This window comes from Curtobacterium sp. MCBD17_026, from assembly GCF_003234895.2.
Lineage (GTDB): Bacteria > Actinomycetota > Actinomycetes > Actinomycetales > Microbacteriaceae > Curtobacterium > Curtobacterium flaccumfaciens.
Genome location: NZ_CP126281.1, coordinates 263,489 through 289,100 on the forward strand (window position 1 = coordinate 263,489; position 25,612 = coordinate 289,100).

The 25,612-nt window shown below is 71.5% G+C and carries 24 protein-coding genes; 14 read left to right on the plus strand and 10 right to left on the minus strand.

Annotated features, from left to right (window positions below):
* Positions 1-63 precede the first annotated feature (63 nt).
* Positions 64-471 carry a MarR family winged helix-turn-helix transcriptional regulator gene (locus tag DEI85_RS01270; protein WP_111123801.1) on the minus strand — a complete coding sequence of 136 codons (408 nt, stop codon included), beginning with the start codon at positions 469-471 and terminating at the stop codon, positions 64-66.
* A gap of 77 nt (positions 472-548) precedes the next feature.
* On the opposite strand from DEI85_RS01270, the gene DEI85_RS01275 reads away from it, so the two are divergent.
* Both DEI85_RS01275 and DEI85_RS01280 read left to right on the plus strand, forming a co-directional pair.
* The gene (locus DEI85_RS01275; RefSeq protein ID WP_111123800.1) at positions 549-2,663 is read left to right on the plus strand and encodes an MMPL family transporter; all 2,115 of its coding nucleotides are present in this window, start codon (positions 549-551) and stop codon (positions 2,661-2,663) included.
* A 12-nt stretch (positions 2,664-2,675) separates the two neighbouring features.
* Complete coding sequence (locus DEI85_RS01280; protein ID WP_110858595.1) at positions 2,676-3,326, plus strand: GntR family transcriptional regulator; 651 nt, start codon at positions 2,676-2,678, stop codon at positions 3,324-3,326.
* A gap of 97 nt (positions 3,327-3,423) precedes the next feature.
* On the opposite strand, the gene DEI85_RS01285 is transcribed toward DEI85_RS01280, so the two are convergent.
* The 3 genes from DEI85_RS01285 to DEI85_RS01295 are packed head-to-tail and all read right to left on the minus strand — an operon-like array spanning position 3,424 to position 7,966.
* The gene (locus DEI85_RS01285) at positions 3,424-4,200 is read right to left on the minus strand and encodes an IclR family transcriptional regulator (protein ID WP_027467181.1); all 777 of its coding nucleotides are present in this window, start codon (positions 4,198-4,200) and stop codon (positions 3,424-3,426) included.
* Positions 4,201-4,226: 26 nt separating this feature from the next.
* Positions 4,227-5,654, minus strand: coding sequence for a glycoside hydrolase family protein (locus DEI85_RS01290; RefSeq protein ID WP_111123799.1), 1,428 nt, complete (start codon positions 5,652-5,654; stop codon positions 4,227-4,229).
* A gap of 38 nt (positions 5,655-5,692) precedes the next feature.
* Entirely contained in the window at positions 5,693-7,966 is a 2,274-nt protein-coding gene (locus tag DEI85_RS01295) for an FAD-dependent oxidoreductase (protein ID WP_349815119.1), read from the minus strand.
* 87 nt (positions 7,967-8,053) lie between these two features.
* On the opposite strand from DEI85_RS01295, the gene DEI85_RS01300 reads away from it, so the two are divergent.
* The 3 genes from DEI85_RS01300 to DEI85_RS01310 all read left to right on the plus strand — a co-directional run bounded on the left by DEI85_RS01300 (position 8,054) and on the right by DEI85_RS01310 (position 11,808).
* On the plus strand, positions 8,054-9,406 hold the full coding sequence (locus DEI85_RS01300) for an MFS transporter (protein ID WP_111123797.1): 1,353 nt from the start codon (positions 8,054-8,056) through the stop codon (positions 9,404-9,406).
* A gap of 78 nt (positions 9,407-9,484) precedes the next feature.
* The gene (locus tag DEI85_RS01305; RefSeq protein WP_110858599.1) at positions 9,485-10,987 is read left to right on the plus strand and encodes an LCP family protein; all 1,503 of its coding nucleotides are present in this window, start codon (positions 9,485-9,487) and stop codon (positions 10,985-10,987) included.
* 38 nt (positions 10,988-11,025) lie between these two features.
* A complete protein-coding gene (locus tag DEI85_RS01310) occupies positions 11,026-11,808 on the plus strand; it encodes an endonuclease/exonuclease/phosphatase family protein (protein ID WP_111123796.1) in 783 nt (260 codons plus the stop codon).
* 6 nt (positions 11,809-11,814) lie between these two features.
* Here DEI85_RS01310 and DEI85_RS01315 read toward each other — a convergent pair whose 3' ends face one another.
* Positions 11,815-12,552 (minus strand): hypothetical protein, encoded by a 738-nt coding sequence (locus DEI85_RS01315; protein WP_111123795.1) that lies wholly within the window; start codon positions 12,550-12,552, stop codon positions 11,815-11,817.
* 199 nt (positions 12,553-12,751) lie between these two features.
* On the opposite strand from DEI85_RS01315, the gene DEI85_RS01320 reads away from it, so the two are divergent.
* Complete coding sequence (locus DEI85_RS01320) at positions 12,752-13,678, plus strand: SDR family oxidoreductase (protein ID WP_111123794.1); 927 nt, start codon at positions 12,752-12,754, stop codon at positions 13,676-13,678.
* Between the two features lie 150 nt (positions 13,679-13,828).
* On the opposite strand, the gene DEI85_RS01325 is transcribed toward DEI85_RS01320, so the two are convergent.
* A complete protein-coding gene (locus DEI85_RS01325; protein WP_111123793.1) occupies positions 13,829-14,146 on the minus strand; it encodes a hypothetical protein in 318 nt (105 codons plus the stop codon).
* Positions 14,147-14,315: 169 nt separating this feature from the next.
* Here DEI85_RS01325 and DEI85_RS01330 point away from each other — a divergent pair, with 169 nt between their 5' ends.
* Both DEI85_RS01330 and DEI85_RS01335 read left to right on the plus strand, forming a co-directional pair.
* A complete protein-coding gene (locus DEI85_RS01330; protein WP_027467173.1) occupies positions 14,316-14,999 on the plus strand; it encodes a TetR/AcrR family transcriptional regulator in 684 nt (227 codons plus the stop codon).
* A 91-nt stretch (positions 15,000-15,090) separates the two neighbouring features.
* Positions 15,091-15,285: a DUF2795 domain-containing protein gene (locus DEI85_RS01335; RefSeq protein ID WP_111123792.1), complete on the plus strand. Its 195-nt coding sequence runs from the start codon at positions 15,091-15,093 to the stop codon at positions 15,283-15,285.
* Between the two features lie 105 nt (positions 15,286-15,390).
* Here the strand turns inward: DEI85_RS01335 and DEI85_RS01340 are convergent, their stop codons facing one another.
* The 3 genes from DEI85_RS01340 to DEI85_RS01350 form a co-directional block, all read right to left on the minus strand.
* Positions 15,391-16,908, minus strand: coding sequence for a threonine/serine exporter family protein (locus tag DEI85_RS01340; RefSeq protein WP_111123791.1), 1,518 nt, complete (start codon positions 16,906-16,908; stop codon positions 15,391-15,393).
* Between the two features lie 58 nt (positions 16,909-16,966).
* Positions 16,967-17,221 carry a hypothetical protein gene (locus DEI85_RS01345; RefSeq protein WP_111123790.1) on the minus strand — a complete coding sequence of 85 codons (255 nt, stop codon included), beginning with the start codon at positions 17,219-17,221 and terminating at the stop codon, positions 16,967-16,969.
* A 96-nt stretch (positions 17,222-17,317) separates the two neighbouring features.
* On the minus strand, positions 17,318-17,758 hold the full coding sequence (locus DEI85_RS01350) for an OsmC family peroxiredoxin (RefSeq protein WP_027467170.1): 441 nt from the start codon (positions 17,756-17,758) through the stop codon (positions 17,318-17,320).
* A gap of 253 nt (positions 17,759-18,011) precedes the next feature.
* Here DEI85_RS01350 and DEI85_RS01355 point away from each other — a divergent pair, with 253 nt between their 5' ends.
* Entirely contained in the window at positions 18,012-19,055 is a 1,044-nt protein-coding gene (locus DEI85_RS01355) for an NAD(P)-dependent alcohol dehydrogenase (protein WP_071245854.1), read from the plus strand.
* Positions 19,056-19,161: 106 nt separating this feature from the next.
* Here the strand turns inward: DEI85_RS01355 and DEI85_RS01360 are convergent, their stop codons facing one another.
* On the minus strand, positions 19,162-21,042 hold the full coding sequence (locus DEI85_RS01360; RefSeq protein ID WP_111123789.1) for a gamma-glutamyltransferase family protein: 1,881 nt from the start codon (positions 21,040-21,042) through the stop codon (positions 19,162-19,164).
* 248 nt (positions 21,043-21,290) lie between these two features.
* Between DEI85_RS01360 and DEI85_RS01365 the strand changes: the two genes are divergently transcribed.
* From DEI85_RS01365 to DEI85_RS01385, 5 genes are all read left to right on the plus strand, one after another.
* Positions 21,291-22,481, plus strand: a complete 1,191-nt coding sequence (locus DEI85_RS01365; protein WP_110858606.1) for a peptidoglycan DD-metalloendopeptidase family protein — start codon at positions 21,291-21,293, stop codon at positions 22,479-22,481.
* A gap of 71 nt (positions 22,482-22,552) precedes the next feature.
* Positions 22,553-23,011, plus strand: coding sequence for an RNA polymerase sigma factor (locus DEI85_RS01370; protein ID WP_110858607.1), 459 nt, complete (start codon positions 22,553-22,555; stop codon positions 23,009-23,011).
* Complete coding sequence (locus DEI85_RS01375; RefSeq protein WP_111123788.1) at positions 23,008-23,844, plus strand: hypothetical protein; 837 nt, start codon at positions 23,008-23,010, stop codon at positions 23,842-23,844. The genes DEI85_RS01370 and DEI85_RS01375 overlap by 4 nt, the downstream gene beginning before the upstream one ends.
* Positions 23,845-24,040: 196 nt before the next feature.
* Positions 24,041-24,844 (plus strand): sulfite exporter TauE/SafE family protein, encoded by an 804-nt coding sequence (locus DEI85_RS01380; RefSeq protein WP_111123787.1) that lies wholly within the window; start codon positions 24,041-24,043, stop codon positions 24,842-24,844.
* The gene (locus tag DEI85_RS01385; protein ID WP_181436393.1) at positions 24,841-25,476 is read left to right on the plus strand and encodes a DNA alkylation repair protein; all 636 of its coding nucleotides are present in this window, start codon (positions 24,841-24,843) and stop codon (positions 25,474-25,476) included. Before DEI85_RS01380 ends, DEI85_RS01385 begins: the two co-directional genes overlap by 4 nt.
* The last annotated feature ends 136 nt before the right edge of the window (positions 25,477-25,612 follow it).

Sequence of the window (25,612 nt, forward strand, 5' to 3'; positions counted from 1 at the left end):
TGGTCAGGTCGGCACGGACCGACCACGGGATCTTACCGCATGTGGTATTTCACGAACAGTGTTTCACTCGGGCTGTGGCTTGGCGAGCAGCTCGCCCAGTGCCGTCCGGAGTGCCGGGTCTTCCGGCAGGACCTCGCGCTCGATGTGCCGCGCGGTCTCCCACGCGGACCGGCCGGCGGGTGTCACGCTGACCACCCGGCGTCGACGGTCGGCGGCGTGCGGGGTCCGCTCGACGAGACCGTCCCGCTCCATCCGCTCGAGGGTGCGGGACATCGTCTGCGGCTGGACCCGGGCCGTGCGGGCGATGGTGTCGGCGCCGGTCGGTCCGGTCCGGATGAGGATGTCGATCGCGACGACCGCGGCGTGCGAGAGCCCGATGGCGCGGAGGCGTTCGTCCCAGTCCCGTTCGACGGACCGTGCGGCCGCGGACAGCAGGCGTCCGAGGGGCCACTGCTCGGTCATGTCCTGCATGTCGTGATTCTACGGTCGGCAGGTGCGCTCGACCGTCAAGTAATCAGCATGCTGATGATCGGTGTACGCTCACCGACGTGTCCCGCTTCCTCCGCATCGTCCTCCCCGCGCTCGTCATCGTGGTCTGGCTCGGCATCGCCTCCGTCGGCGGTCCGTTCTTCGGCAAGATCTCCGAGGTCTCCACCAACGACCAGACCTCGTTCCTGCCTGCCTCGGCCGACGCCACCAAGGTGCAGGAACGGTCCTCGGATTTCCGCGACGAGTCGGGGGCTCCCGCGATCATCGTCCTCGAGCGTGACGGTGGCCTGACGTCGACGGACCTCGCCGACGCGAAGGCACTGGCCACGACGCTGTCCGACCGCGCCGACGTCGAGGCCGTCAGCCCGGTGATCCCGAGCGAGGACGGCGACGCGGTCGAGATCGTCGCCACGCTCACGCAGGACGCCGAGACCGGGGACGCGGTCGAGGCCATCCGGGCCGACGTCGACGATGCGCTCCCGTCCGGTGTGAGCGGCTACGTCACCGGTCCCGCAGGGTTCACCGCAGACCTGACCGAGGCCTTCGCCGGCATCGACGGACTGCTGCTCGGGGTGGCGCTCGCCGCGGTGTTCGTGATCCTGATCATCGTCTACCGATCACCCCTGCTGCCCGTCCTCGTGCTCGGGACCGCCACCTTCGCCCTGTGCGCCTCGATCCTCGTGGTCTGGTGGCTCGCCGAGGCCGACATCGTGACGGTCAACGGGCAGGTGCAGGGCATCCTGTCGATCCTGGTGATCGGCGCGGCGACGGATTACGCGCTCCTGTACACCTCGCGCTTCCGGGAGGCGCTGCGCGACCACCGCACCGGTTGGGACGCGACGAAGGCCGCCCTGCGGGGGAGCCTCGAGCCGATCCTGGCCTCGGGCGGCACGGTGATCGTCGGGGTGCTCTGCCTGCTGCTCTCCGACCTCAACTCGAACAAGGCGCTCGGCCCCGTCGCGGCCATCGGCATCGCGTTCAGCCTGCTCGCTGCCCTGACGCTCCTGCCCGCGCTGCTGCTCGCGTTCCGCCGCGCGGCGTTCTGGCCGCTGCGTCCGGCGTTCGGCAGCGCCCACCCCGAGCTCACCGGTCCGGACGCCCGCGGCATCTGGGCGCGCGTCGGCCGGCTCGTCGCTCGGCGGTCCCGGGTGGTGTGGATCGTCTGCACGGTCGGCCTGCTCGCGATGGGCGCCGGCCTGTTCGGACTCAAGGCGGACGGGGTGCCGCAGAGCGACCTGATCATCGGGTCGTCCGAGGCCCGTGACGGCCAGGACGTGCTGGCCGACCACTTCCCGGGCGGTTCCGGCAGCCCCGCGCAGGTCATCGGCGCGGAGCGCGACCTCGACCAGCTCGTCGACGCGATCACCGCGGTGGACGGGGTCGACGGTGTGGTCGCCGCAGCGAAGGACAGTCCCGCCGGTACCGTCCCGGTGACCGGGGACGCCGCCGGCAGCGGCACGCCGACCGTCTCCCGCGGTGACGTCCTGCTCGAGGCGACGCTGTCCGACGCCGCCGACTCGGACGCCGCCGAGCAGACCGTCCGCGACCTGCGCACCGCCGTCGAACGGGTCGACCCCGGAGCGATCGTCGGAGGCGTCACCGCGACGGCGGTCGACACGAACGACACCGGGATCCGCGACCGCACGCTCATCATCCCCGTGGTGCTCGTCGTCATCCTGCTGATCCTGATGCTCCTGCTCCGCAGCGTCGTCGCGCCGCTCGTCCTGATCGGCAGCGTGATCGTGTCCTTCGCGGCGGCCCTCGGTGTCGGAGCGCTCGTCTTCGACCACGTGTTCCACTTCCCGGGCGCGGACCCGAGCGTGCCGCTGTACTCGTTCGTGTTCCTGGTGGCCCTCGGCGTCGACTACAACATCTTCCTCATGACACGAGTGCGCGAGGAAGCACTGCGGCACGGTCCACGCGAGGGTGTCCTGCGCGGACTCGGGGTGACCGGCGGGGTGATCACGTCGGCGGGCGTCGTGCTCGCCGCCACGTTCGCCGCCCTCGGCGTGATCCCGATCCTGTTCCTCGTGCAGATCGCGTTCGTCGTCGCGTTCGGCGTCCTGCTCGACACGATCGTGGTCCGCTCGCTGCTCGTGCCGGCGCTGGCCCACGACCTCGGGCACCGGGCCTGGTGGCCGTCGCGCCTCTCGCGCACGAACCCTGACATGTGACACGCTGGACCCATGCCAGTTCCCTCGACGCAGCCCGCTGCCGAGCGCAAGCTCCTCCGTGACACGGTGCAGGACAAGATCCGCGACGCCATCATGGACGGCACGCTCGAGCCCGGGGAACGGCTCAACGACGACGACCTGATCGCCTGGCTCGGGGTCTCCCGGACGCCGATCCGCGAGGCCCTCGCCGAACTCGCCCGGGCCGGACTCATCGAGATGGCGCCGAACCGCTACACCCGGGTCGCGGCGCCGACGAAGGACGAACTCCTCGACGCGTACCGCACCCTCGGCGTGATCTACGGTGGCGTCGTGCGGCTCGCGGTGCCCCGGTTCACCGACGCGCAGCGCAAGAAGATCGTGAAGATGCTCGACGACGTGCACGCGCGGGTGGGCGCCGACGAGCAGGACCAGGTCGCCCGCGACGGCGCCGGCATCTACTCGATGTGGGCCGACGCGTGCGGCAACCCGTCGCTCGTGCAGCTCTGCAACTCGACGACGGACGGGCTCTCCTTCAAGCTCCGCGTGCCGGAGCTCGCCGAGCTCCTGCCGGCCGAGGTGATCCTGCCCGAGCTGACCAAGCTCAAGGACGCCGTCGTCGCGAAGGACCCCATCGCCGCCGAGCTCGCCATGGAGGCGATCCACCTGCTCCCGTCGCGCGACTAGCGTTCCGGACGCGACCAGGCGACGGCCTGGAGGCGCGTGGCCGCCCCGCCACACGCCTCCAGGCCGTCACCGCGTCACCACGCGACCAGGCGAGCCGTCAGTGCGCGACGGCGCTGATCATCCCGAGACCGACGCTGATGCGGTCGGCGACCTCGATGAGGTCCTCGGCCAGGGACCCGAGGTCACGGTCGCGGAGCTGCGTGAGGCGTCCGGAGATCGAGAGCGCGGCCGCGGTGTCCCCCGAGGCGTTCCTGATCGGCGCTGCGATGCAGAACCGGCCGAGCGCGAGTTCCTGGTTCTCCTCGGTCCAGCCGCGCTTCGCCGAGACGGCCAGGTCGGCCGTCAGGGCGTCGTGCGACGTGATGGTGTGGTCGGTGTACCGCGCCAGGTCCGCACCGAGGAGCCGCTCCCGGTCCACCTGTGACAGGTCGAGCATGAGGGCCTTGCCGAGTGCCGACGCGTGCAGCGGCTGTCGCATGCCGATCATGGTGTGCGACTTCGGGGCCAGTGACCCCTCGAAGTGGCAGAGGTAGATGCACGAGGCGGCGTCGCGCACCCCGACGTTCGCGGTGAGGCCGATCCGGTGCGCGAGTTCCTGCGCCGCGGCCCGGCTCTCCCGGTGCACCGGGTTGTGGTTGAGCCCCTGGCTGGCGAGTTCGAGCACGGCGCGACCGACCGAGTACCCCTGCGAATCGGGATCGCGGCGCACGTACTCGAGCGACTCGAGCGTCGCGAGGAGCCGACCCGTCGTCGATGTCCCGAGGCCGATCGCCCGCGCGATGTCGGAGGCACGCATCGGCCCGTCAGCAGCACCGAGCGCGCCGAGGACCGCCGCGGCGCGCTCGACGCTCTGGTTCGGAGGGGTGGTCGTCATCCCCTCATTCTGGTCTGCGACGGCGATCAGGACACCGTGACGCCGCTGACGAACGCGTTCGAGCGCACCTGCGCAGCTGTCAGCGGCACCCCGCCGAGCACGACGTCCTGGAACGCGACGCCCGAGATCCCGTGGGCGGCGTCCCAGCCCGACAGCGTCACGGAGTCCGCCGTGACGTCGGTGAAGTGGCGGATCGTGATGCCCGTGATCCGACCGCGTTCGTCGCGGTAGCCGGTGTCGTTCGAGTACTGCCCCTTGAGGACCTGCAGCACGATCGCTCGCTTCCCGACCGGCTGCGACTCCACGTGGAAGCCGTCGACCGTGACGTCGGAGACCGTCGCCCAGTCCTGCACGTCGAACTTCAGGGCGACCTCCTCGGCGCGGAGCACGTACGACTGCGTGATCGAGATGTCGGTGAACAGCGACGTCTCCATCGAGGAGCCGAACCGGACGGGGTTGCCGCCGGTGACGTTCCAGAAGGTGGTGTCGAGGGCGTGCAGCCCGCGGGTCTCGGGCTCGCCGTTCGTGGCGGCGTCGAGGGCGTGCCAGCCGAAGCCGTCGTCGCCGCTCATCACGAAGTTGTGCTCGACCGCCATGTCCTGCACGCCGTCGGTGTCGATGCCGTCGTTGTTGATGAGCGTGCCCATCAGGTTCGTCCACGACACGTGGATGCCCGACGACCGGATGTACAGCGTCTGCCACCACTGTGCGTTCCGGACGCCGATGCCGGAGACCGTGACGTCGGAGCTGTCGCGGAACCGGATCGCCATCGTCTTCGCGGTGCGCGAGGTGTCGTCGCCGGCGTCGAGGATCCCACGGCCGAGCACCCGCACGCCGGTGACGCCGTCACCGTCGATGCGACCGTGCACCAGCGCGCCGGGAGCCAGGTAGATCGTCTGCCCGGACGTCGGGCGGATGACTCCGGCGTCGTGCTCGCCCGGGCCGAAGTACCGGACCGAGGGGTCAGCGTCGGCCGGCACGGTCGTCTCGGCCGGCGTGACGAAGAGGAACAGTGCGCGAACGCCGGGCGTCTCGATCACGAGCGGGTGTGCGTCGCGGATCGTGAACGTGATCGTGGAACCGGAGCGGGTCGTCGCGATCGACAGCGTCCGTGGTGTGACGACCGGTGTGGCCGACGCGGCGAGGCCGGGCATGGTGACGCTGACGGTCGCCGTACCGGCCCCCTTGGCGAACATCGCGACGTCGTGCGAGGTGCCGCTGACCGACTCGGCCCTGACCGGCACGGCCGTCCCGTTCGCCGAGACGGTGTGCGCGGTCGCGGTGGGCGAGGTGGGGTTCCCCGGGTTGGGCTGGATCGTGGCGGTGCCGGCGGTGACCGCTGACGGGCTGGCGGCGGTGTCCGCGACCGCAGCCGCGCCTCCCGGCCCGGACGTGCCGACGGCGGCGAGTGACAGCGCGACGACCGTCGCGATGGTGTGTGCGCGCAGGCGCATGGCGATCTCCCTTGATCGTTGTGGGTGCTGCAGGTGGGTCAGTAGACCTTCACGGCGCTCGCCGTGACGAACGGCGACCCGTTCGTGGCGGTCACGACGACGCGGAGCGAGTCGGTCCGCACCGGGGCGAGGTCGTGGACGCGATGCCGGTGCCGGTTGTCCGTGACGGTCTCGAGGTGCCGCCACGAGCCGTCGACGGACACCTCGATGCGGTAGTCACGGGCGAGCGTCGGGACGGCGTCCCAGTGGGTGCGGTGGTGGTGCAGGTTGATGAGGTCGGCGTCGACGTCGTCGTTCCACACGATCCGCACCTGGCGAACGTCGATCGGCTCCGTCCAGTCGAGTGTCAGGGTGGCTCGGCCGTCGCCGGCCTCGGACGACCACAGGTGCGGGCCGCCGAAGGGACGCTGGTACCCGTCGACCACCCTGGAGGCCCGCCACGCGTCCGATGCGCCGGCTGCGGTGAACGCGAAGGACCGTCCGCGCAGGGCGCGCGCTTCCCAGTCGGTCACGGGCTGGTCGGACTCCTCGGGGATGTGGTCGTCGAACTGCTCGTCGTCGGCCGTGCGGGCACGGAGGGCCAGCACCCCGTACGGGTGCCCGTCGGTCAGGACCAGGCGGACGCCGGGGGCACGACGGACGACGACGACCGCGTTGCACGGCTCTCCGGGTCGGAACGCGAGGTCCACCACCGCTTCCCCGGATCCGGTAGCCACCGCAGCGGTGTGGGTGGTGACGTGCTCGATCGGGGCGTAGTTCTGCGGCTTGCCGGTCGTCCAGAGCTCGATCGTGAGCTCGGCCGCGGTGCCGTCGTCGTCGGCGACGGTCCGGAGCGCGAAGGAGCCGAGCGCCGGGTCGGCCGGCAGGACGATCGCGACGTCGCGATCGAGTGCGAAGGTGTCGGCGGTCGCCCACGGGGTGGTGTCGATCGAGGTGAGTTCACTGCTCGCGGTGATCGTCGCCCGGCGGGCCTGGTCGGCGCCGTCGACGGCCCGGACCCCGATGAGCGGGGCGTCCTCGCGGAGCAGTGTCTGCTGGAGCATCTCGACGTGGTCGGCACCGAGCGTGCGGGGCGTCGTGCCGTGCCGGGCGACGAGGTGTGCGGCGGTGCCGGCGGCCTGGCCCTGGGTGGCGCACGTGGCCATCACCCGCGTGGAGCCGAACGCCACGTGTGACGCGGAGATGTTCCGGCCGGCGAAGAGCAGGTTCGCGACGTCCGCGGAGTAGAGGGAACGGAAGGGGATGTCGTAGGTGCCGTCCGTGTACCGCTGCTGCGCGCCGGCGGTCTCGGCGTACACGCCCTCGACGGGGTGCAGGTCGATCGACCAGCCGCCGAACGCCACCGCGTCGGGGAAGGTCCGCTGCGACAGCAGGTCCTGCTGGGTGAGCGTGTGGTCGCCGATGAACCGGCGGTACTCCCGTTTGCCGGGGATCGCACCCACCCAGTCGAGCGTGAGGGTCTCGGCGTCGAAGGCGCCGGAGTTCTTGATGTGGTCCCAGATCCCGTAGACGACGCCCCAGAGCTCATCGCGGATCCGCTCGTTCTCGGCGACGGTGTCGAGCGCACCGCCCCACTCGATCCACCAGTAGTTGCAGCCGTTGTCCCCGGTCTTGATGGCCCGGTTGGCCAGGATCGGTGTCGTCGTCAGGTCGACGGCGATCGACGGAGGCACGAACTTCTCGGGCCGGCCGGTGTCGTGCGTCGAGAAGAAGATCGAGCTGCCGAGCAGTTCGTCGTCGGGCTGTTCCGGCGCCCACGCCTCACCGTGTTCGGCGCGTCCCTCGCGGCCGATCCGGAACGACGCCCCGGCGAGTGCGCCGACGAGGCCGTCGCCCGTGCAGTCCAGGAACACCGGCGCGGTGAAGGTCGTCTCGATCTCGGACCCCATCGTCCACCCCGTGACGGAGGTGATCCGGGTGGCGCCGTCGTCGTCGGCGGTCGTGACGATCCGGACGTCGGTGTTGAGGTGCAGGTGCACGTTCGGTTCGGCGCGCACGAGGTCGAGCACGACCTGGTCCCAGTAGATCGCGTTGCCCTGCGGGTTCCGGTACTGGTTCTCGAGGAAGAGCTCACCCATGATCCCGGTCTCGCGGGCGAACCGATGGGTTCCGTGCGCGGTCGCCCCGACCACCCACACCCGGATCTCGCTCGAGGAGTTCCCACCGAGGACGGGGCGGTTGGTGACGAGGGCGACGCTGGAGCCGAGGCGTGCGGCGGCGACCGCGGCGCACACGCCGGCGAGACCGCCTCCGACGACCACGACGTCGTGGTGCTGTTCACGGGACTGCATGGCGGTGACGGTATCACTCACTGGCGCTTCCTTCCCACTGTGTGGCAAAGTGTGCCCGGCAAGTGCTATCGTCAACGAACTCTCGACAACGAAGTGTGAGGTCACCCCATGAGCGACGGAATCCGAACGCGCACGAGCGCGGACGCCGCCGGCCCCCCGGACGCCCAGGCAGCACTGGGCGACGACGCGCGCCGACAGGGCATGCGGAAGGTGATCGTCGCCGCGGGCGTCGGCCACTTCGTCGAGTGGTTCGACTTCGGCCTCTACGGCACCCTGGCCACGGTCATCTCGCTGTACTTCTTCAAGCAGGGCGACCCCCAGGTGGCGTTGCTCTCCGCGTTCGCCGTGTTCGGTGCCGGCTTCGTGATGCGCCCGCTCGGTGGTCTGTTCTGGGGCTCGCTCGGCGACCGGGTCGGCCGGAAGACCACGCTCGCGACGGTCATCCTCATCACGAGCGGAGCGACGGCCGTGATGGGCATCCTGCCGACCCACCAGAGCGTCGGCCTGCTCGCACCGATCCTGCTCGTGCTGGTCCGGCTCGTGCAGGGCTTCGCCGCCGGTGGCGAAGGTGCCGGCGCGACGACGCTCCTGGCCGAGTTCGCGCCCTCGAACCGACGGGGCTTCGTGACGAGCTTCATCGACGTCTTCGGGTTCGCGGCCTTCATCGTCGGTGGCGGGCTGGTGTTCCTGTTCACCGCGCTCGCGGGCGACGACGCGCTCGAGACGTGGGGGTGGCGCGTCCTGTTCCTCATCGCGGTCCCGCTCGGACTGGTCGGCCTGTACCTCCGCAGCCGGCTCGAGGACACCCCCGAGTTCCGGGCACTCAAGGCGAAGGGCGAGGTCGCGGCGAACCCGTTGCGTCGCTCGCTCCGCACCGGGTGGAAGGCCCTGCTGTTCTGCATCGGCTTCGTCGTCCTCAAGGCGGTCGGCCACTGGATCCTGCAGACCTTCATGCCGTCGTACCTGCAGGCCGACCTCGGGTACTCGCCGCTGGTGTCGTACGGGGTCGTCGTGATCGGCTTCCTCGTGATCGCGGGACTCGTGCCGTTCTTCGGTCTGCTGTCGGACCGGATCGGCCGGAAGCCCGTCATGCTCGCCGGCTGCACCGGCTTCCTGGTGCTGACCTACCCGACGCTGATGCTCATGGACGCCGGCAACTTCTGGGCGGCCGCGGGCGCGATGGTGCTGCTCGGCCTGTTCATGGCGGCGTTCGACGGTGCCGTCAGCGCGGCGATGGCCGAACTCTTCCCGACCGCGATCCGTTACGGGTCGATGGGCATCGCCTACAACATCAGCGTCGCGCTCTTCGGCGGCATCACGCCGTACTTCGCCACGTGGCTCATCAGTGCCACGGGCAACACGTTCGCGCCCGCCTTCTACGTCATGGCGGCTGCGGCGATCACGGGGATCACCGTGCTGCGGGCCCGTGAGACGAACAAGCAGGGCCTCGCCGTCCGGTGAGGGACGCGACAGCGGGCATGGGGTGACCTGCCAGGCGCATCCCATGTCCGTCGTGCGCGCGCCGGTTATGGTTTCCCGGTGAGCAACGAACCCGAGCAGACGACCGAGCCCGCACGCCGCGGTGCCGCGACGCCGCGCCACGGGCGCCAGAAGCGACGCGCTGGCGTCGTGTTCCCGGCGGTGGCGGGGGTGCTCACCATGGCCCTCCTGCTGAGCGGCGGGTACGCGGCGTACGCGTACAACCAGCTGTCCGACGGCGTCACGATCGTCAACGCGATCACCGGCGACAAGGACGAGAAGAACGACGTCGACGGCAAGGCGCAGAACATCCTGCTCGTCGGCGACGACCACCGACCGGACAACGCGACCCCGGAGCAGCTCGCCGAGCTCAGCACCGAGGACGACGGCGGCGCGACGAACACCGACACGATGATCGTGCTGCACATCAACGCCGACGGCAGCCAGGCGACGATGATCTCGTTCCCCCGCGACTCGTACGTCGACATCCCGGACGTCGGCAAGGGCAAGCTCAACAGCGCGTTCTACTACGGCACGCTCAACGGCGGTGGGGACACCGGCGGTGCGAAGATGCTCATCAAGACCATCGAGAACCTGAGCGGGCTGCAGATCGACCACTACGTCCGGGTCTCGCTGCTCGGCTTCTACCAGGTCGTGAAGGAACTCGGGCCGGTGGAGGTGTGCCTCAACCAGGCCACCAACGACCCGTTCTCCGGGGTGAACCTGCCAGCGGGCAAGTCCTCGCTGGACGCGAAGGAGGCGCTGTCCTTCGTGCGACAGCGCCACGGCCTGCCGAATGGCGACCTGGACCGCAACATCCGTCAGCAGTACTTCCTGTCCCAGGAGGCACGGAAGGTCACCTCGGCGGGCACGCTGCTCAACCCGGTGAAGATGGGCAACATCCTCAAGGCCGTCGGGGGATCGATCCAGACCGACACCAACCTGATCGACCTCGCCTCGCAGATGCGGAACCTCCGGCCCGCGAACATCCAGTCGGCCACCATCCCGACCCTCGGGACCCCGACGATCTACGTCAACGGATCGGCGCTCTCCATCGTCGAGGTGGACACCGTCGGGCTGCCGGCCTTCGTGCAGGGCCTGGTCGGTGAGCCCGAGGCCTACACCGCCGCCGGTCCGGCGCAACCGGCGAACACGTCCGTCACCGTGCTGAACGGCAGTGGTGCGCAGGGTGCGGCCACCGCCGCGGGGCAGGTCCTGACGGCTCGCGGGTTCCAAGTCGCACCGGCCGGGTCCTCGTCCACCACGAAGGTCACGCAGGTGCAGTACCCGGCCGGTCAGGAGTCGCAGGCGAAGGCCGTCGCGGCCGTCGTGCCGGGCGCCGTCGCCGTCCGGACCAACGCGGTCACCGGCGTCACGCTGGTGCTCGGCACCGACGGCAAGACCGCGAAGCCGGTCGCGACCGAGCCGAGCGCCGCGCCCTCGACGCCGGCGGACAGCGGCTCGGGCTCGGGCTCGAAGCCGGCGGAGCAGCCCGCGAAGGAACCGTCGCCGAAGTCGACCGACGTGCACAACTACGGCACCGAGGGCACCTGCATCAACTGATGGGAACCGGCCAGGCGAGGCGTCGGTAGGTTCGTGGAGTGACCAGCGCCGCACGCCCGATCGTCCTGATGACCTACAACATCAAGAACCCGGACCCCGCGCACGACTGGCCGGCCCGCCTGCCGATCGTGCTCGAGGTGATCCGCCGGCACGACCCCGACCTGCTCTGCGTGCAGGAGGCGTTCGCGCACCAGATGGACGACCTGCGCGCCGGGCTGCCGGACCACGCCGACCTCGGGCAGGGGCGCGAGGGCGGCGACGCCGGGGAACACGCGGCCGTCTTCTACCGCCGCGACCGGTTCCGCCCGTCGGACGAGGGATCGTTCTGGCTGTCGGACACCCCGGACGAGCCGGTCTCGAACACCTGGGGCAGCCTGTACCCGCGGATCGCGAACCACGCCCGGTTCCTCGACGCCGAGGGACCCGCGTTCACCCTGCTCACCACCCACCTCGACCACGAGCCCGGACCCCACGGTGACGAGGTCCGGGGCCGGAGCGCCGCCCTGATCGCGGAACGGCTCGCCGGGGAGACCGGTCCGGTCGTCTTCGCGGGCGACTGCAACGAGCCCGCGGGGAGCGGTACCGCGTCGAGGGTGTTCTCGGAGGCCGGGTTCGCCGATGCCTGGCTGACCGCGGGGGATCCGTCCGACCGGACCGCGACGTTCAACGACTGGCAGCCGCCGGTCGACTCCGGGGAACGGATCGACTGGGTGCTCACCCGCGGTGTCAGCGGCGTGGACCGCGTCGTGATCGACCACGACGGACCGGAGACCTGGTTCGCCAGCGACCACTTCCCGGTGGTGGCGACCCTGCGCATCTGACCCGCGTCAGCAGCTCCGGCGTGCGTGGACGGGCATCGGGGAACCGAGCACCGTGACCGTCGTCTCGTTCGTCAGAGCGGACACCCCGTTCGTGCCGACGTCTGTGGTGTCCTGGGCATCGTCGTCCGTCGCGGGAGCCTCGTTCCAGCCCTCCTGCAGCAGGAGCTGCCAGGCGCGGGAGTCGTCGGAGCCGTAGGACACCCGGTGCGACCGGGGCGCGTCGGCGATCTGCTCGTCCAGGTCGTCGCCCACCTGGATGCCGTCAGGGCCCGTCAGCTCGATCCGGGCACCCGAGCGGCTCCGCACCGAGTCACGCAGGATCCGGACCTCGACGGCGTTGCCCGCTCGCGCGTCGGAGCGCAGGGCGGCCACGCGGATGGCACCACCCCAGGTGTAGGTCGTGCCGGCGGGGAAGCAGGCGCCACCGTCGCCCTCGGCCGTCTGTGTCCGCGACGGCGTGCCGAGCAAGCGGTCGAGCACGGACACGGTGAGCCGGGAGTCGCGCATCGACGATTCCACGACCGTCTTGCCGCCGTTCCGGAGCACGAGGGCCTCGGCGTCGAGCTCGATCGAGTCGACCCGTCGGAGCTTCGCGTCCGACACCCGGACCGGTGCGGCATCGTGGGACGTCTCCGCCGCCACGGCTGCGTCCGCGCCCACCCCTGGCGTGCCGTCGAACGCGAGCGCACCGGCCGAGAAGGCCAGCACGGCGGCGCCGAGCGCGAGCAGGGTCCGAGGAGTCACCGTTCGACGGTAGGGCCTCCACCGGGACAGAACGACAGGTGTTACCGAATCGGAGCCTGCCCGTCACCGGACCGTGACAAACGAGCATCACGCACCTGCCGGCCCTGGAGCGGTGCGGCCGGCGGGCGCAGGCCGCTCCGCGCGGCGGGGGACAGCCTCCTGGACGGCCCGCAGCGACCCCCTGCGTACCGTCGGCGGCATGACGGACCAGCAGAACGACCAGACCGGGCCTGACCAGTACGTGATGCAGGACCCCACGAAGATGTACGCCGACAAGAAGCCCGACGAGCAGTACCTCGAGGGTGCCGGCACCGACGCGGAGATGGCGCAGAACGTCCCCGCCGACCACGGTGAGGACACCTACCGCGGCTCGGGTCGTCTGACCGGCCGCAAGGCGCTCGTCACCGGTGGCGACTCCGGTATCGGTGCCGCCGTGGCCATCGCCTACGCCCGCGAGGGCGCGGACGTCGCGATTTCGTACCTGCCCGAGGAGCAGGAGGACGCCGACCGCATCGTCGGGCTCATCGAGGCCGCCGGGCGCAAGGCCGTCACGCTGCCGGGTGACATCACCTCGCTCGAGGTCTGCGAGCAGCTCGTCGCCGACGCGGTCGAGCAGCTCGGTGGCCTCGACATCCTGGTGAACAACGCCGGCAAGCAGCAGAACGTCGACGACATCACGAAGATCTCCGACGAGGAGTTCGACGAGACCTTCAAGACGAACGCCTACGCGACGTTCCGGATCACGAAGGCCGCCGTGCCGCACCTGCAGCCCGGCTCCACGATCATCAACACGACGTCGATCCAGGCGTACGCCCCGTCGCCGCACCTGGTGCACTACGCGGCCACGAAGGCGACCGTGAACAACATGGCGAAGGGCCTGGCGGCGCAGCTCGCGCCGAAGGGGATCCGTGTCAACGCGGTCGCCCCCGGCCCGATCTGGACGCCGCTGCAGCCGGCCGGTGGCCAGCCGCCGGAGGCGCTGCCGAGCGCTGGCGAGCAGACCTACCTGGGTCGCTGGGGGCAGCCCGCCGAGCTCGCGCCGGCCTACGTGTTCCTGGCGAGCGGTGAATCGTCGTACGTCGTGGGCGAGACGCTGCACGTCGACGGCGGGATGCCGACGCCGTAGGGCGCCTGTTCCTGACGGGGACCTGACGGGAGGCGCGGTGCCGGTGGGTGCCGCGCCTCCCGTCGTCCGTGTGCTCCGGTCCACGGCTTGTGGTCGCGTCGACTGCTCCTGGTCACGTCGCCGGGTCCGCTCCGGATCCGGCCCGTGGCGTCAGCAGCTGACGGAGCGAGCCATCCGCTCGAGGAGCTCGCGTGCCGACATCGCGGCGGCCAGCTCGACCTCGACGGGGTTGATGCCGATCGCCTGCTCGAAGGCGCGACGGCGGGCCTGGTCGGCGATCGGCACCTCGGGGCGCTGGGGCAGCACGGCGATCGCTCGCGCCGCCGCCTCGAACGCACCGGCGGGACGTCCGAGCTGTTCCCACATGGCCCGGACGTCGTGCGCCACCTGATCGGGGTCGCTGCCGAACTCGAAGCCGGTCGAGGCCATGGTCGCGAGTCCCTGGGCAGTGGGGTCGTTCGGGGTCATGTCGGCATGGTCGCACGGACGGCCGCGAAGCGGCTCGACGCCGTGGTCTGTCCCCCCTTGTGCCGACACCCGTACCGGGGATTCTGGTGTCCCCCGTTCTGCGTTTGGATGGAGGTGCCCCGAACCCGGGGTGACACGGACAGGACGTCCGGGGACGACGGAGGGCACGATGCTCGAACACACCAGCGCCGACACGCAGGCCGCGGCGGCCGCGGCGGCCACGCTGCACCTGCGGATCACGATCGTGGGTGCCACCGTCGACCTGCTCCGGGACGTCCCCTTCCACGAAGCCCGGCCCGTGCAGGTCGCCGAGCGGATGGGCATCAGCGTCGCCGAGCTGGAGCAGCACTTCCCGTCGTGGGACGGCCTGGTCCTCGCCGCGCTCGACCGCTGGAACGGCGCCCGGATGGACGAGGTCACGCACGAGGTCGGCGACGGCTCGACCGTGGACCTGCTCCGTGCCATCGTCGCCTCGAACGCCGAGGACCCGGCCCTGATGCGCCTGCTCGTCGCCCTGCTGTCCGTCGCGGGCAACCCGGCGCACCCGATGGCGACATACCTGCGGTCGCGGTACCAGCTCTTCTTCGCGCAGATCAAGCGCGGTCTGGAGCACGACGTCGCGATCGGCCGTGCCCCGCACACGATGGACCCCCGCCGCGGCGCCGAGCAGCTCATCGCCCTGTACGAGGGGCTGCAGCTGCAGGCCCTGCTGCGCGCCGAGCTCGACCTGGTGGCGGCGTTCGACCGCGCGGTCGCCCGGCTCGAGCGTGGCTGGATGGAGCGGTACGAGCCGCAGGCCGCCCGCCGTCTGGCGATGTGGGACGACGACGACTCGGGCAGCTGGGAGATCTGACCGGCGGTTCGTCCGCGGAGCGCGTTCCTTGCGCCGTCGTGCAGCGCCCCGCGGGTACTCCGGGAGTCGCAACCTGACGGAAGGAACCGACATGGCAGCACCGAACCCCATCCAGGTCCAGAAGTACCTGAGCGGCATCGACTACCCGGCGTCCAAGGAGGACGTGGTCTCGACGGCCGAGCAGGAGGGCGCCCCGGACGACGTCCTCGAGGCGCTCCGTGCGATCCCGGACGGCGAGTACGACGCCCCGACCGCGGTGTCGAGCGCGGTGTCCGACGCCGGCTGAGCGCGGCACGCCCACTCGGTGAGCAGAAGAGGTCGGGTGCGTCCATCGCACCCGACCTCTTCTGCTCACGAAGCGCAAGCGCAGCTCACGAAGCGCAAGCGCAGCTCACGAAGCGCCGCCGGAGCGCGATCCGCGCGGCACCGAGCCGTCGCCGGGGTCGTACCCGGTGTCACGGATGACGCGCAGCGCCGTGGTGTCGTTGTGGACCGAGTGCACGACGACCCGACGCGTCCGGCGGAGCGCTCGCCGGGCACCCGGTGTCGCGAAGAGTCCGCCGAGCACCAGGCCCGCGCCGATCCCCAGTGCCACGGACACCGCCGCCACGAAGTCGAGCGCGGCGCTCGACGACCCGGACATGAAGTTCAGCAGGGCGTTCGAGACGGCGACACCGGGCAGCAGCGCCCCGCAGAACGCCGGCACCGCGATCGCCGCCACGGCCGTGCGCATCCGGACGGCCGCGTAGGTCGAGAGCACCCCGAGCAGCACCGCCGCCAGGAACGTCGCCCCGAGGAGCGGCAGCCCGGCCTGCCGCAGCGCCCACAGCGCGGCACCGGCGGCGACCGAGAACACCACGGCGACCGGGATCACCCGGGCGCTCGCCTGCTGCACGAAGCAGTTCGCGCCCGCCGACACCACGGTCAGCGACAGCGACGCCCAGAGCGGCAGGGTCTGCGTCACGATGCCGGACGGGTCGACCTCGATCTGCAGCCAGTGCGTCATCGCGATCCCGGCCGGCACCCCGACCACGATCGCCGCGATGACCAGCCCGATGTAGAACGCCCGGGCCACGGCCATCGCCCGGAACCCCGAGATGGCGTCCTGCGCCCAGGTCACCAGGGACGGGTGCGGCAGCAGGAGCACCACGAGCGCCGCGACCATCGTGGCCGCACCGTTCGCGTTCAGCACCCCGGCCCAGATGGCCAGCGTGCCGATCGCCGACGCCACCGCGCCCTGCGCCCCGGACACGAAGAACTGCGGGTAGCCCCGGTCAGTGAGCCAGCGCCCGGAGACGATGATCCCGAGCATCAGCACGAACGCCCCGAGGCCGGCCCGCCAGCCGCCTCCGGCCTGCACGGCGATCGAGATGCCGAGGATCGACAGGCCGACGTCGGACAGCCACATCGGCCAGCGCGGTGGGAGTCGCAGCACGGCGACCAGGGCGTTCACCGCCGAGGTCATGTCGCGGTCGTCGTGGATCAGGTCGTCGACGATCTGGTTCGCGCGGGCGAGCTTGTCGAGGTCGGAGCCGTCCGACCGCACGGTGCGGACCTTGACGAGCGGCGGGACGTCGGCCGGGGCGTACTGGATCGTCACCGAGCTGCCGGAGAAGTCGAGGTCGAGCGGCGCGAGGTTCCACTTCGTCGAGACCGCGACGACGGCCGTCTCGACGCTACGGGTGTCGGCACCGGAGGCGAGCATGACCTCGGCCAGGTCGAGGCAGAAGTCGACGATCTGGGTCGCCGTGTACTGGTCGCGCCCCTTTGCGTCGGGCTCGACGTGCTCGTAGATCGTCCCGCGCAGGCGGGCTCGTGCGTCGCGCAGGTCGTGCTGCGCGAGACTGCGGCGGCGTGGCCGGGGCGGGCGGCCCGGCTTGTGCGGGCCCGGGGGGTGCTGCTCGGCCATCACGCCATGGTGCCAGTCGACGGCGGCCGAGTCCGGGCGTCCGCTGGACGCGTCCGGATCAGCTCCGGCGGCGCGTGCTCAGACGACCGAGGGCGAAGGCCGCGACGACCGCGCCCACCAGCACGAGGACCGGTCCGGCGGTCAGCTGCCAGGGGCGGACGCCCGCGACGAACGCGTAGTCGGACAGGGGCGCGTACGCGAACCAGCCGGACGACGACGGCGGAGCCGTCAGCACGAACACGATCCCGACGACGACGGCCAGCAGGCCGAGCCAGAGGGCGACGAGGGTCGGGGTGGCGAGGAATCGGGGCACGGCACCCAGCGTAGGTGGGCGACGGACTGGAGGCCCGTGGCGACCCAGCCACGGGCCTCCAGTCCGTCAGGTGGTGACGGTTCCTGCGTTCCGCGCCTACTGCTCGAAGGTCGCGTGCAGCGTGATCTCGACCCCGGTCAGCGCCTTGCTGACGGGGCAGGTCGCCTTGGCGTCCTCGGCGGCCTTGAGGAAGGCCGCCTCGTCGATGCCGGAGACCTCGCCGCTGACGGTCAGGACGATGCCGGTGAGGCGGAAGCCGCCGGCCGGGTCCGGACCGAGCGAGACGTCGGCCTTGACGTCGAGGGCCTCGACCGTGCCGCCGGCCTCGCCGAGGACCGCGGAGAACTGCATGGCGTAGCAGGCCGAGTGGGCGGCGGCGATGAGCTCCTCGGGGCTCGTGGTGCCGCCGGCGTCCTCGGCGGTGCGCTTCGGGAACGAGACGTCGTACGTGCCGACCTTCGAGCTCGAGAGTTCGACCTGGCCGGAACCGTCCTCGAGGCCGCCGTTCCAGGCGGTGCGTGCGGTGCGAGTGGGCATGCCCGCTCCTTTCGTGTGGGGGAGCGGCCCCGAACGGGACCGCCGTTCCCGAGTCAATCGGAGAACGATCGTTCTCGCAACGGGCTCACGGGGAAGACGCAGGGTTCGGCCGCGCGCGAGCCGAGCGACATGCGTTGCGCAAAACAACAGGTGTACGATAGCGGAACCGGATCGTTCGATCCGCCGCGACGCCGCACCCCTCCTGACGCCCGACGGATCCCCGTCGACCCGTCGTCCACACCAAGGAGAACCCATGCGCGCCGTCGTGTTCGAGCAGTACCAGACCTTCCCGTCCCTGACCGAGGTCCCGAAGCCCGCACCCGGGCCGGGTGAGGTCCTGCTCAAGGTCGCCGGCGCCGGTGCCTGCCACTCCGACGTCGCCGTGTACCGCGAGTTCCAGCAGGGGCAGCCGGGAGCCCAGGCCCCCGCGTTCGTGCTCGGCCACGAGAACTCCGGCTGGGTCGAGGCCGTCGGCGACGGGGTCACCGGCTTCGCCGAGGGTGATGCCTACCTGGTGTACGGGCCGGTCGGCTGCGGGCACTGCTCGTACTGCTCGAAGGGGCAGGACACCTACTGCGAGAACGCCGCGACGAACCCGTACATGGGCATCGGCCTCGGACGTGACGGCGGCATGGCGGAGTACGTCAGCGTCCCGGCGCGGAACCTCGTGCCGCTCGGTGACGCCGACCCGATCGCCGCCGCACCGCTCAGCGACGCCGCGCTCACGCCGTACCACGCGATCAAGAACTCCCTGCCGAACCTGGCCGGGGGCGGTCGCTTCGCGCTCGTCGTCGGGCTCGGTGGCCTCGGGCAGATCGCCGTGCAGATCCTGACGGCGCTCACCGGTGCCACGGTCATCGCGACCGACATGAAGCAGGACGCGATGGACCGCGCTGCCGCCCGCGGCGCGATCACCGTCCCCGGCGGCCCGGACCAGGCCGAGCGCATCCGCGAGATCACCGGCGGACGCGGCGTCGACGCGGCCTTCGACTTCGTCGGTGCCACCCCCACGATCAAGGTCGCGCAGGCATCGATGGCGGTCGGCGGGCGGTTCACCGTCGTCGGGATCGCCGGTGGCACCACCGAGTGGAACTTCTTCGCGACGCCGTACGAGTCGACCATCACGAACACCTACTGGGGCACGATCGAGGACCTGCACGAGGTCGTCGCGATGTACCGCGCCGGGCAGATCGTCCCCGACGTCGAGCGGTACGCGCTGTCCGACGCACTGGAGGCGTACCGGAAGCTCGAGGCCGGGGAGCTCTCGGGTCGCGCGGTGGTCGTCCCGACGCTCTGAGGCGCGGGAGCACCTGGTCGAATCGGGCGTACCTGGTCGGGAGTTCTGACCAGGTACGCCCGATTCCACTTTGTAGCGCGGGCGTTCTGGGAAGGAACGCGCGCGGTCAGCGTCCCGCGGCGTAACCCTGCGCGCCCCGCGGGTTCGCGGCGGCACCGAGGATCCCGGTGTCCGGGTCGCGGGTGACGCACGACAGCCGGCCCAGGCTCCAGTCACCGCCGCGGGTCACGACGTGTCCGCGGGCCTCGAGTGCCGCGATGACCTCGTCTCCCAGGCGGTCCTCGACGACCAGGCCCGCGGGCTTCCACGTGCGCGGCCAGAACGACCCAGGGAACGACGTGGTGTGCAGCGCGGGTGCGTCGATGGCCTGCTGCGGCGAGTACCCGCCCACGATCCAGCGCAGCAGGAACAGCAGCTGCCACTGGTCCTGCTGGTCACCACCGGGGGAACCGAGCGCGGCGACCGACTGACCGTCGCGGAGCACCAGGGTCGGGGTCAGCGTGGTGCGGGGGCGCTCACCGGGGCGCAGGGTCGAGGCCGTGCCCGGTTCGAGCCACGTCATCTGCAGGCGGGTGCCGAGGCAGAACCCGAGCTCGGGGATCGTCGGCGACGACTGCAGCCATCCGCCGGACGGGGTCGCACTGACGATGTTGCCCCAGCGGTCCACGACGTCGATGTGGCACGTGTCGCCGCGGGTCTCGCCGTCGGCGGTCACGAACGGCTCACCGCGGTCCTCGAGCGGAGCGGCCGGCGGGACCTCGGTGTCGGCTTCGGTGTCGCGGGCGACCTGCACGGTCGGTTCGCCCACCCCGACCGAACCGGCGGAGTCGTACGAGGTCCGGACCGGCGGCAGCGCGTGCTCGACCCCGGCGATCGTGCCGGGTCGGAGCTCCGCCGAGGCCCGCTCGCCGATCAGCGCACGGCGCTCGTCGGCATATCGGTCGGAGAGCAGGACGTCCATCGGGACCTCGCCGTCGCCGTAGAACGCCTCACGGTCGGCGAGGGCGAGCTTCTGCGCCTCGACGATCGTGTGCGCACCGACCTCGGTCGACGGGTCGAGCAGGGCGTCGTCGAGCGGTTCGAGCAGCCGCAGGGTCTGGAGCAGCGCCGGACCCTGGCCCCACGGTCCGGTCTTGGCGATCGTGCAACCGCGGAACTCGGCGGTCGTCGCGGGTTCGTACGACGCCCGGAACACCGCCAGGTCGGACGCCCGGATGACACCGGCGTGGTCGGTGCCCGACGCGTGCCGGTGCGGTTCGCGGACGAACCGGTCGATCGCCTCGGCGACGAACCCCTCCGCCCACTCGGACCGGGCCGCATCGATGCGGCCGGTCCGGCTGCCGGCACCCGCACCGGCCTCGACCAGCCGGTCGAGCACCGCAGCGAGTGCCTCGTTGCGCACCAGGTCCCCCGGGACCGGCACCGTGCCTCCCGGCAGCCACTGGGTGGCGGAGGTGGGCCAGTGCTGCTCGAACAGCTCGCGCACGGCGGTGATCGTCCGGATCACCGCGGGTGCGACCGGGTGGCCGTCGCGGGCGTACCCGACCGCGGGGGCGAGGACGTCGGCCAGTTCCCAGGTGCCGTGGTCTCGGAGCAGGAGCAGCCACGCGTCCACCGCGCCGGGGACGGTGGCGGCCAGCGCGCCGGAGCCGGGGACCAGGTCGAGGCCCTCGGCGCGGTAGTGCTCCGGGGTCGCGCCCTCGGGCGCGGGGCCCTGACCGACCAGCACCGTCGGCACGGGGTTCGCGGCCGTCGCGAAGACCGCTGTCAGGTCACCGCCGGGGCCGTTCAGGTGGGGCTCCACGACCTGCAGGACGAAGGCCCCGGCAACGGCCGCGTCGAAGGCGTTGCCGCCGCGCTCGAGCACCGACTGGGCGGTCGCCGTCGCGATCCAGTGCGTCGAGGCCGCCATCCCGAACGTCCCCTGCAGGTCCGGACGGGTGGTCTGCGCTGCGGGCGGGACGAAGGCGGGGTTGAGCGTCGGCATGACACCATCTTGCGCGCTCCGGGCGTCCCGGCACCGGATGACAGCTGCCGCAGCCTGCCGCCCTCCTGCTCGTGCCCCGTCGCGTACCCCCGGAACTGGGGTTGCCCCACCGCGTCAAGGGGGTTGTTTCTCCCCCCGGAAAAGGTGACCATCGTTCGGCGGCGCGTAACCGACGTGCCGCCGAACGGTCGCGCAGGGGCGCGTCCGCCACCCGGACCGCCTCCCTGCGGTCCCAGCTCAGGGAACTCATGCGCCGCACTTCGTCGTCTTCGGCTCGCCTCCGCCCAGTCCGCGCTCGGGTCGTCGCAGCGCTCGTCGCGCTCGCCGCCGTCGCGACGGGGCTCGTGAGCACCGCCACCCCGGCCGCCGCCGCCCCGATCGTCTACACGGGCACCGTCGCCGCGGGCAAGACGCTCTGGCCGGGCGACTCGGTGACCTCGAACAACGGGCAGTTCCAGCTCGTCATGCAGGGCGACGGCAACCTCGTCGAGTACGGCATCGGTCGCAAGGTGCTCTGGGCGTCGAACACGTCCGGCAAGTCCGGGGCCTTCGCGCAGATCCGGGCGAACGGCACGCTCGCCATCGTGCACAACAACGTGCGGATCGCGCTGTGGGGCGGCGCCGGGCACGTCGGCCGGAACTTCGGGGTCCGGCCGGACGGCACGATGCGCATGATCAACACCGCCAACAAGAGCGTCGTCGAGTTCCCCACGTACCAGGACAGCGTCGCCGCGGGGAACCTCATCCTGCCGGGGACGGTCCTGCGGTCCGACTCCACGAACGCCCGGACCCTCACCATGCGCGCCGACGGCGTGCTCGCGCAGGTCGTCAACGGCAAGCAGGTCTGGGCGACGAAGACCGCCGGGAACGTCGGGGCCTACGCCTCGGTGCAGGCCGACGGCAACTTCGCCGTCTACTCGGCCGCGAACAAGTGGCTCTGGTCGAGCGCCACGAGCCGTGCCGGCGGCGGACGGCTCCTCGTGCAGGTCGACGGCAACGTCGTGCTCTACGGCAAGTCCGACACCCGGGCGTGGTCGACCCGGCCCGTGACCGGGCTGCTGTGGCCGGTCGCCAGCACCAAGATCTCCGGCCGGTACGGTGACGATCGTGGCGTCGGACACGTCCCGCGCTACCACCAGGGCACCGACTCGTCCGTGGGGATCGGTACGCCCGTGTACGCCTCGGGTACCGGGACGGTCACCACCACCGTCGCGAACCACGCGTCCTACGGCAACTACGTCGTCGTCACGTACGGCAACACCACCGTCCTCACCGCGCACCTCAGCAAGATCGGAGTGAAGAAGGGGCAGATCGTGTCGAAGGGCAACGAGGTGGGCAAGTCCGGCAACACCGGGCAGTCCACCGGACCCCACGTGCACGTCGAGGTGCGCCAGGCCGGCTCGCTCATCGACCCGCTCTCGGTGCTGCACTTCCGGTGATGCGGCCGAACCGGGCGCTTCGGCTGTCAGGATCGCCGATCTCGCGACACTCCTGAAGTGAAGGGAGTGTTGTGACGATCGACGACTCACGCCTCGTGCGCCAGATGGTCGCCGGGGACCGTACCGCACTGGCGACCGCGTTCGACCGGTTCGCCCCGGTGCTGACGCGCTACGCGTGGGCGGTCTCCGCGACGCCGACCGACGTCGAACGCGTCGTGCAGGAGTCGTTCCTGTCGCTCTGGCAGCACGCCGACGGCCTGTACCTGCCCACCGGTCTGCTACTGCCGTGGCTCCTGGCCGTCTGCCGGTCACACGCCCGGACGAGTGGTGCCGTCGACAGCGGCGGCGCTTCGCCGTTGCGCTGGGTCGAGGACGACCTGCTCGCCCTGCCCGAGACCGACCGACGACTCGTCGAGCTCTGTCTCGTCGAGGGGCGGACGTGGTCGGAAGCCGCACAGCACCTCGGACTCCGCCCGCAAGGACCCACGCCACGGCGTGGGTCCCGAGCGACGAAGGAGGTGCAGCGATGAACTCCGAGCCCCCGATCGGAGACGACCTGCAGCGCATGCTCGTCTCGATGAAGCAGAACGTGCTCGAGCGGGCCGAACCGCGGAAGCGCCGTGGACGTCGCACCGGCATCGTCATCACCGTCATCGCCCTGCTCGCCGTGGGTACGGCGGGTGGTGGCGTCGCGCTCGGGCTCATCCCGACGTCGTCCACCGAGCCCGAGCCCACGCCGAGCGCCACCAGCCAGCCGAGCCAGACCGTCACGCCGTCGTCGGCGCCGGTCGTCGGTGAACCGACGCCCACGCCCACGCCCACGCCGACCGCCCCGCCGTACTCGGCGACGGACTGGTCGACGTGGACGATCTCTGCGGATGCCGTCGGGCCGGCGACGCTCGGCAGCCCCGCCGGGTCCGACGACGCCGCACTGCGGGCGGCGTTCTCGCCTGCGCCGCCCCTGATCGACGACACGGGGACCGTGATCTACCCGTTCGGTTGCCCGAACACGAACTCCCGGATCTGGGACGGACCCGGCGGCGAGCGCGTCGTCGAGGTCGTCGCCGGCGGCACGGTCGGTACGGTCGTCATCCAGCAGGGGCAAGATGCCGCACCAGGACAGCAGGTCGGCCCGAAGACGCTCGAGGGGGTCGGTCTGGGCAGCACCCTCGCCGAGGTCAGGGGCGCCTACCCGGACCTGGTCCAGACACGGACGGACGCGGCGGGTGGTACCCGTGACACGTTCTGGGCAGTCCGGTCCGGCGAGCGGTACATCGTCTTCCAGTTCGGCGAGGGGAGCGACCGCGTGGCGACCGTCTTCGTGGCCGGCACGAGCGAGCCGGTGGCCGACTACTGCTCCTGACGCCGCTCCGGAGCACCCTGTCCGTCCGTACGCCGAGACCATCCGCGAGGCCAGGCAGCGCTTCGCGAGCTGACGTTCGCTTCGTGAGCAGGAATGGTCGGATCGCCCTCGGGAAGCCGACCGTTCCTGGACTCCGAGCGCGGGCGACCCCGCATCGTGCGAGGGAGCGGCGGCGAGCGCGTCTAGCCTTGCGGTGATGAGGAAACGCGGCGGAACGGTGCTCGTGTTGGTGGCGATCGGGGTCCTGGCTGGGGTCCTGTCCGGGCTGTTCGGCGTCGGCGGTGGGGTCGTCGTGGTGCCGGCGCTCATGGCCTTCGCACAGATGGACCAGCGTCGGGCCTCGGCCACCTCGCTCGTGGCGATCGCCCCCGCGGCCGTCGTCGGTGCGGTCACCTACGCCGTGCAGGGCGAGGTGCACTGGCTCGCGGCCCTGACCCTGGCGGTCGGCAGCGTCATCGGGGCGCCGATCGGTGCCCGGCTGCTCCGTGCCCTGCCGCTCCGCGTGCTGCCGTGGATCTTCGTCGGGTTCATCGCAGTCGTGCTCGTCTCGCTGTTCACCACGGTGCCGACCCGCGGCGGCGAGGTGCACTTCGGGGTCGTCGAGGCGATCGTCCTGCTGTTGCTCGGGCTGTTGTCGGGGGTGCTGTCCGGGCTCGTCGGCGTCGGTGGCGGGGTCGTCATCGTGCCGGGGCTCGAGGTCGTGCTCGGCGCCGGCGACCTGCTGGCGAAGGGCACGTCGCTCCTCACGATGGTGCCGACGTCGGTGTCCGGGACGGTCGCGAACCTGCGGCGTCGCGCGGCCGACCTGCGGGTCGGGCTGACGGTCGGCATCACCGCCGCCGTCTGCTCGCCGGGTGGTGCCGTGCTGGCGCGCCTGGTCGACCCGCAGGCCGGCACCTGGCTGTTCGCGGCGTTCCTGGTGGTCGTCGCGGTCATCGTGCTCAGCCGCGGGCGTCGGAGGGCACCACAGAACGACGCGAGCGACGGGGAGGTCGCGTGACGGGCCTGCCGGCAGGGCGCGACGCGGAAGCCGTGCTGGCGGCGTTCGCCCGCACCACCGGCGACGTCGCCGCGGCCCGACGGGTCGCCCGACAGTTCCACGACCTCGACGAGGGGGAGCGCTCGGCGCTGCTCTGGAGCGAGGACGACGGCGCGAAGCTCGTCGCCGTCCTGCTGCTCGTGCAGGCGATGCGGGCGCACCCGGATCCGGAGCTCACCGACGAGTACCTGTCCGCGGCGAAGGCCGAGCGGTTCGAGGACCCGGTGCTCGTCGACCTGGCCGCCGAGGAACTCGTCGGCGCCCCGTTGGTGGGCGCTTCGACCGGCCCGCTTTTCGCGCTCGCGAAGTCCGACGTCGCGATGGTCCGCCGCATCGCGGTCGTGGCGACCCTGGCATTCGTGAAGCAGGGCGACGCCGAGCTGCCACTCGGGATCGCCGGGCGCCTGGTGCGGGAGCGCAGCGAGACGGTGCAGTCGGCACTCGGGCTGGTCCTGCGCGAGACGGGGAAGCGAGCGTCCGAGCCGGCGCTCGTGGCGTTCCTCGAGCAGAGCGGCCGGTTCCTCAGCCCGGCCGCCCGCCGGACGGCCACCGAGCACCTGCCGCCGGGGGACCGCGACCGGCTGCGGGGCTGACGGCGCTCGCGGTCGCGCGGGACGCGTTGCTCGCCTTGGCAGAACCCGCCTGAGGCGACGGCCGGGAGGCCCGGTGCGGGTCCGCCCCGCCGGTGGCCGCCGTCGTGCACCGGCCCCACCGCCGTGTCGGGTCCGA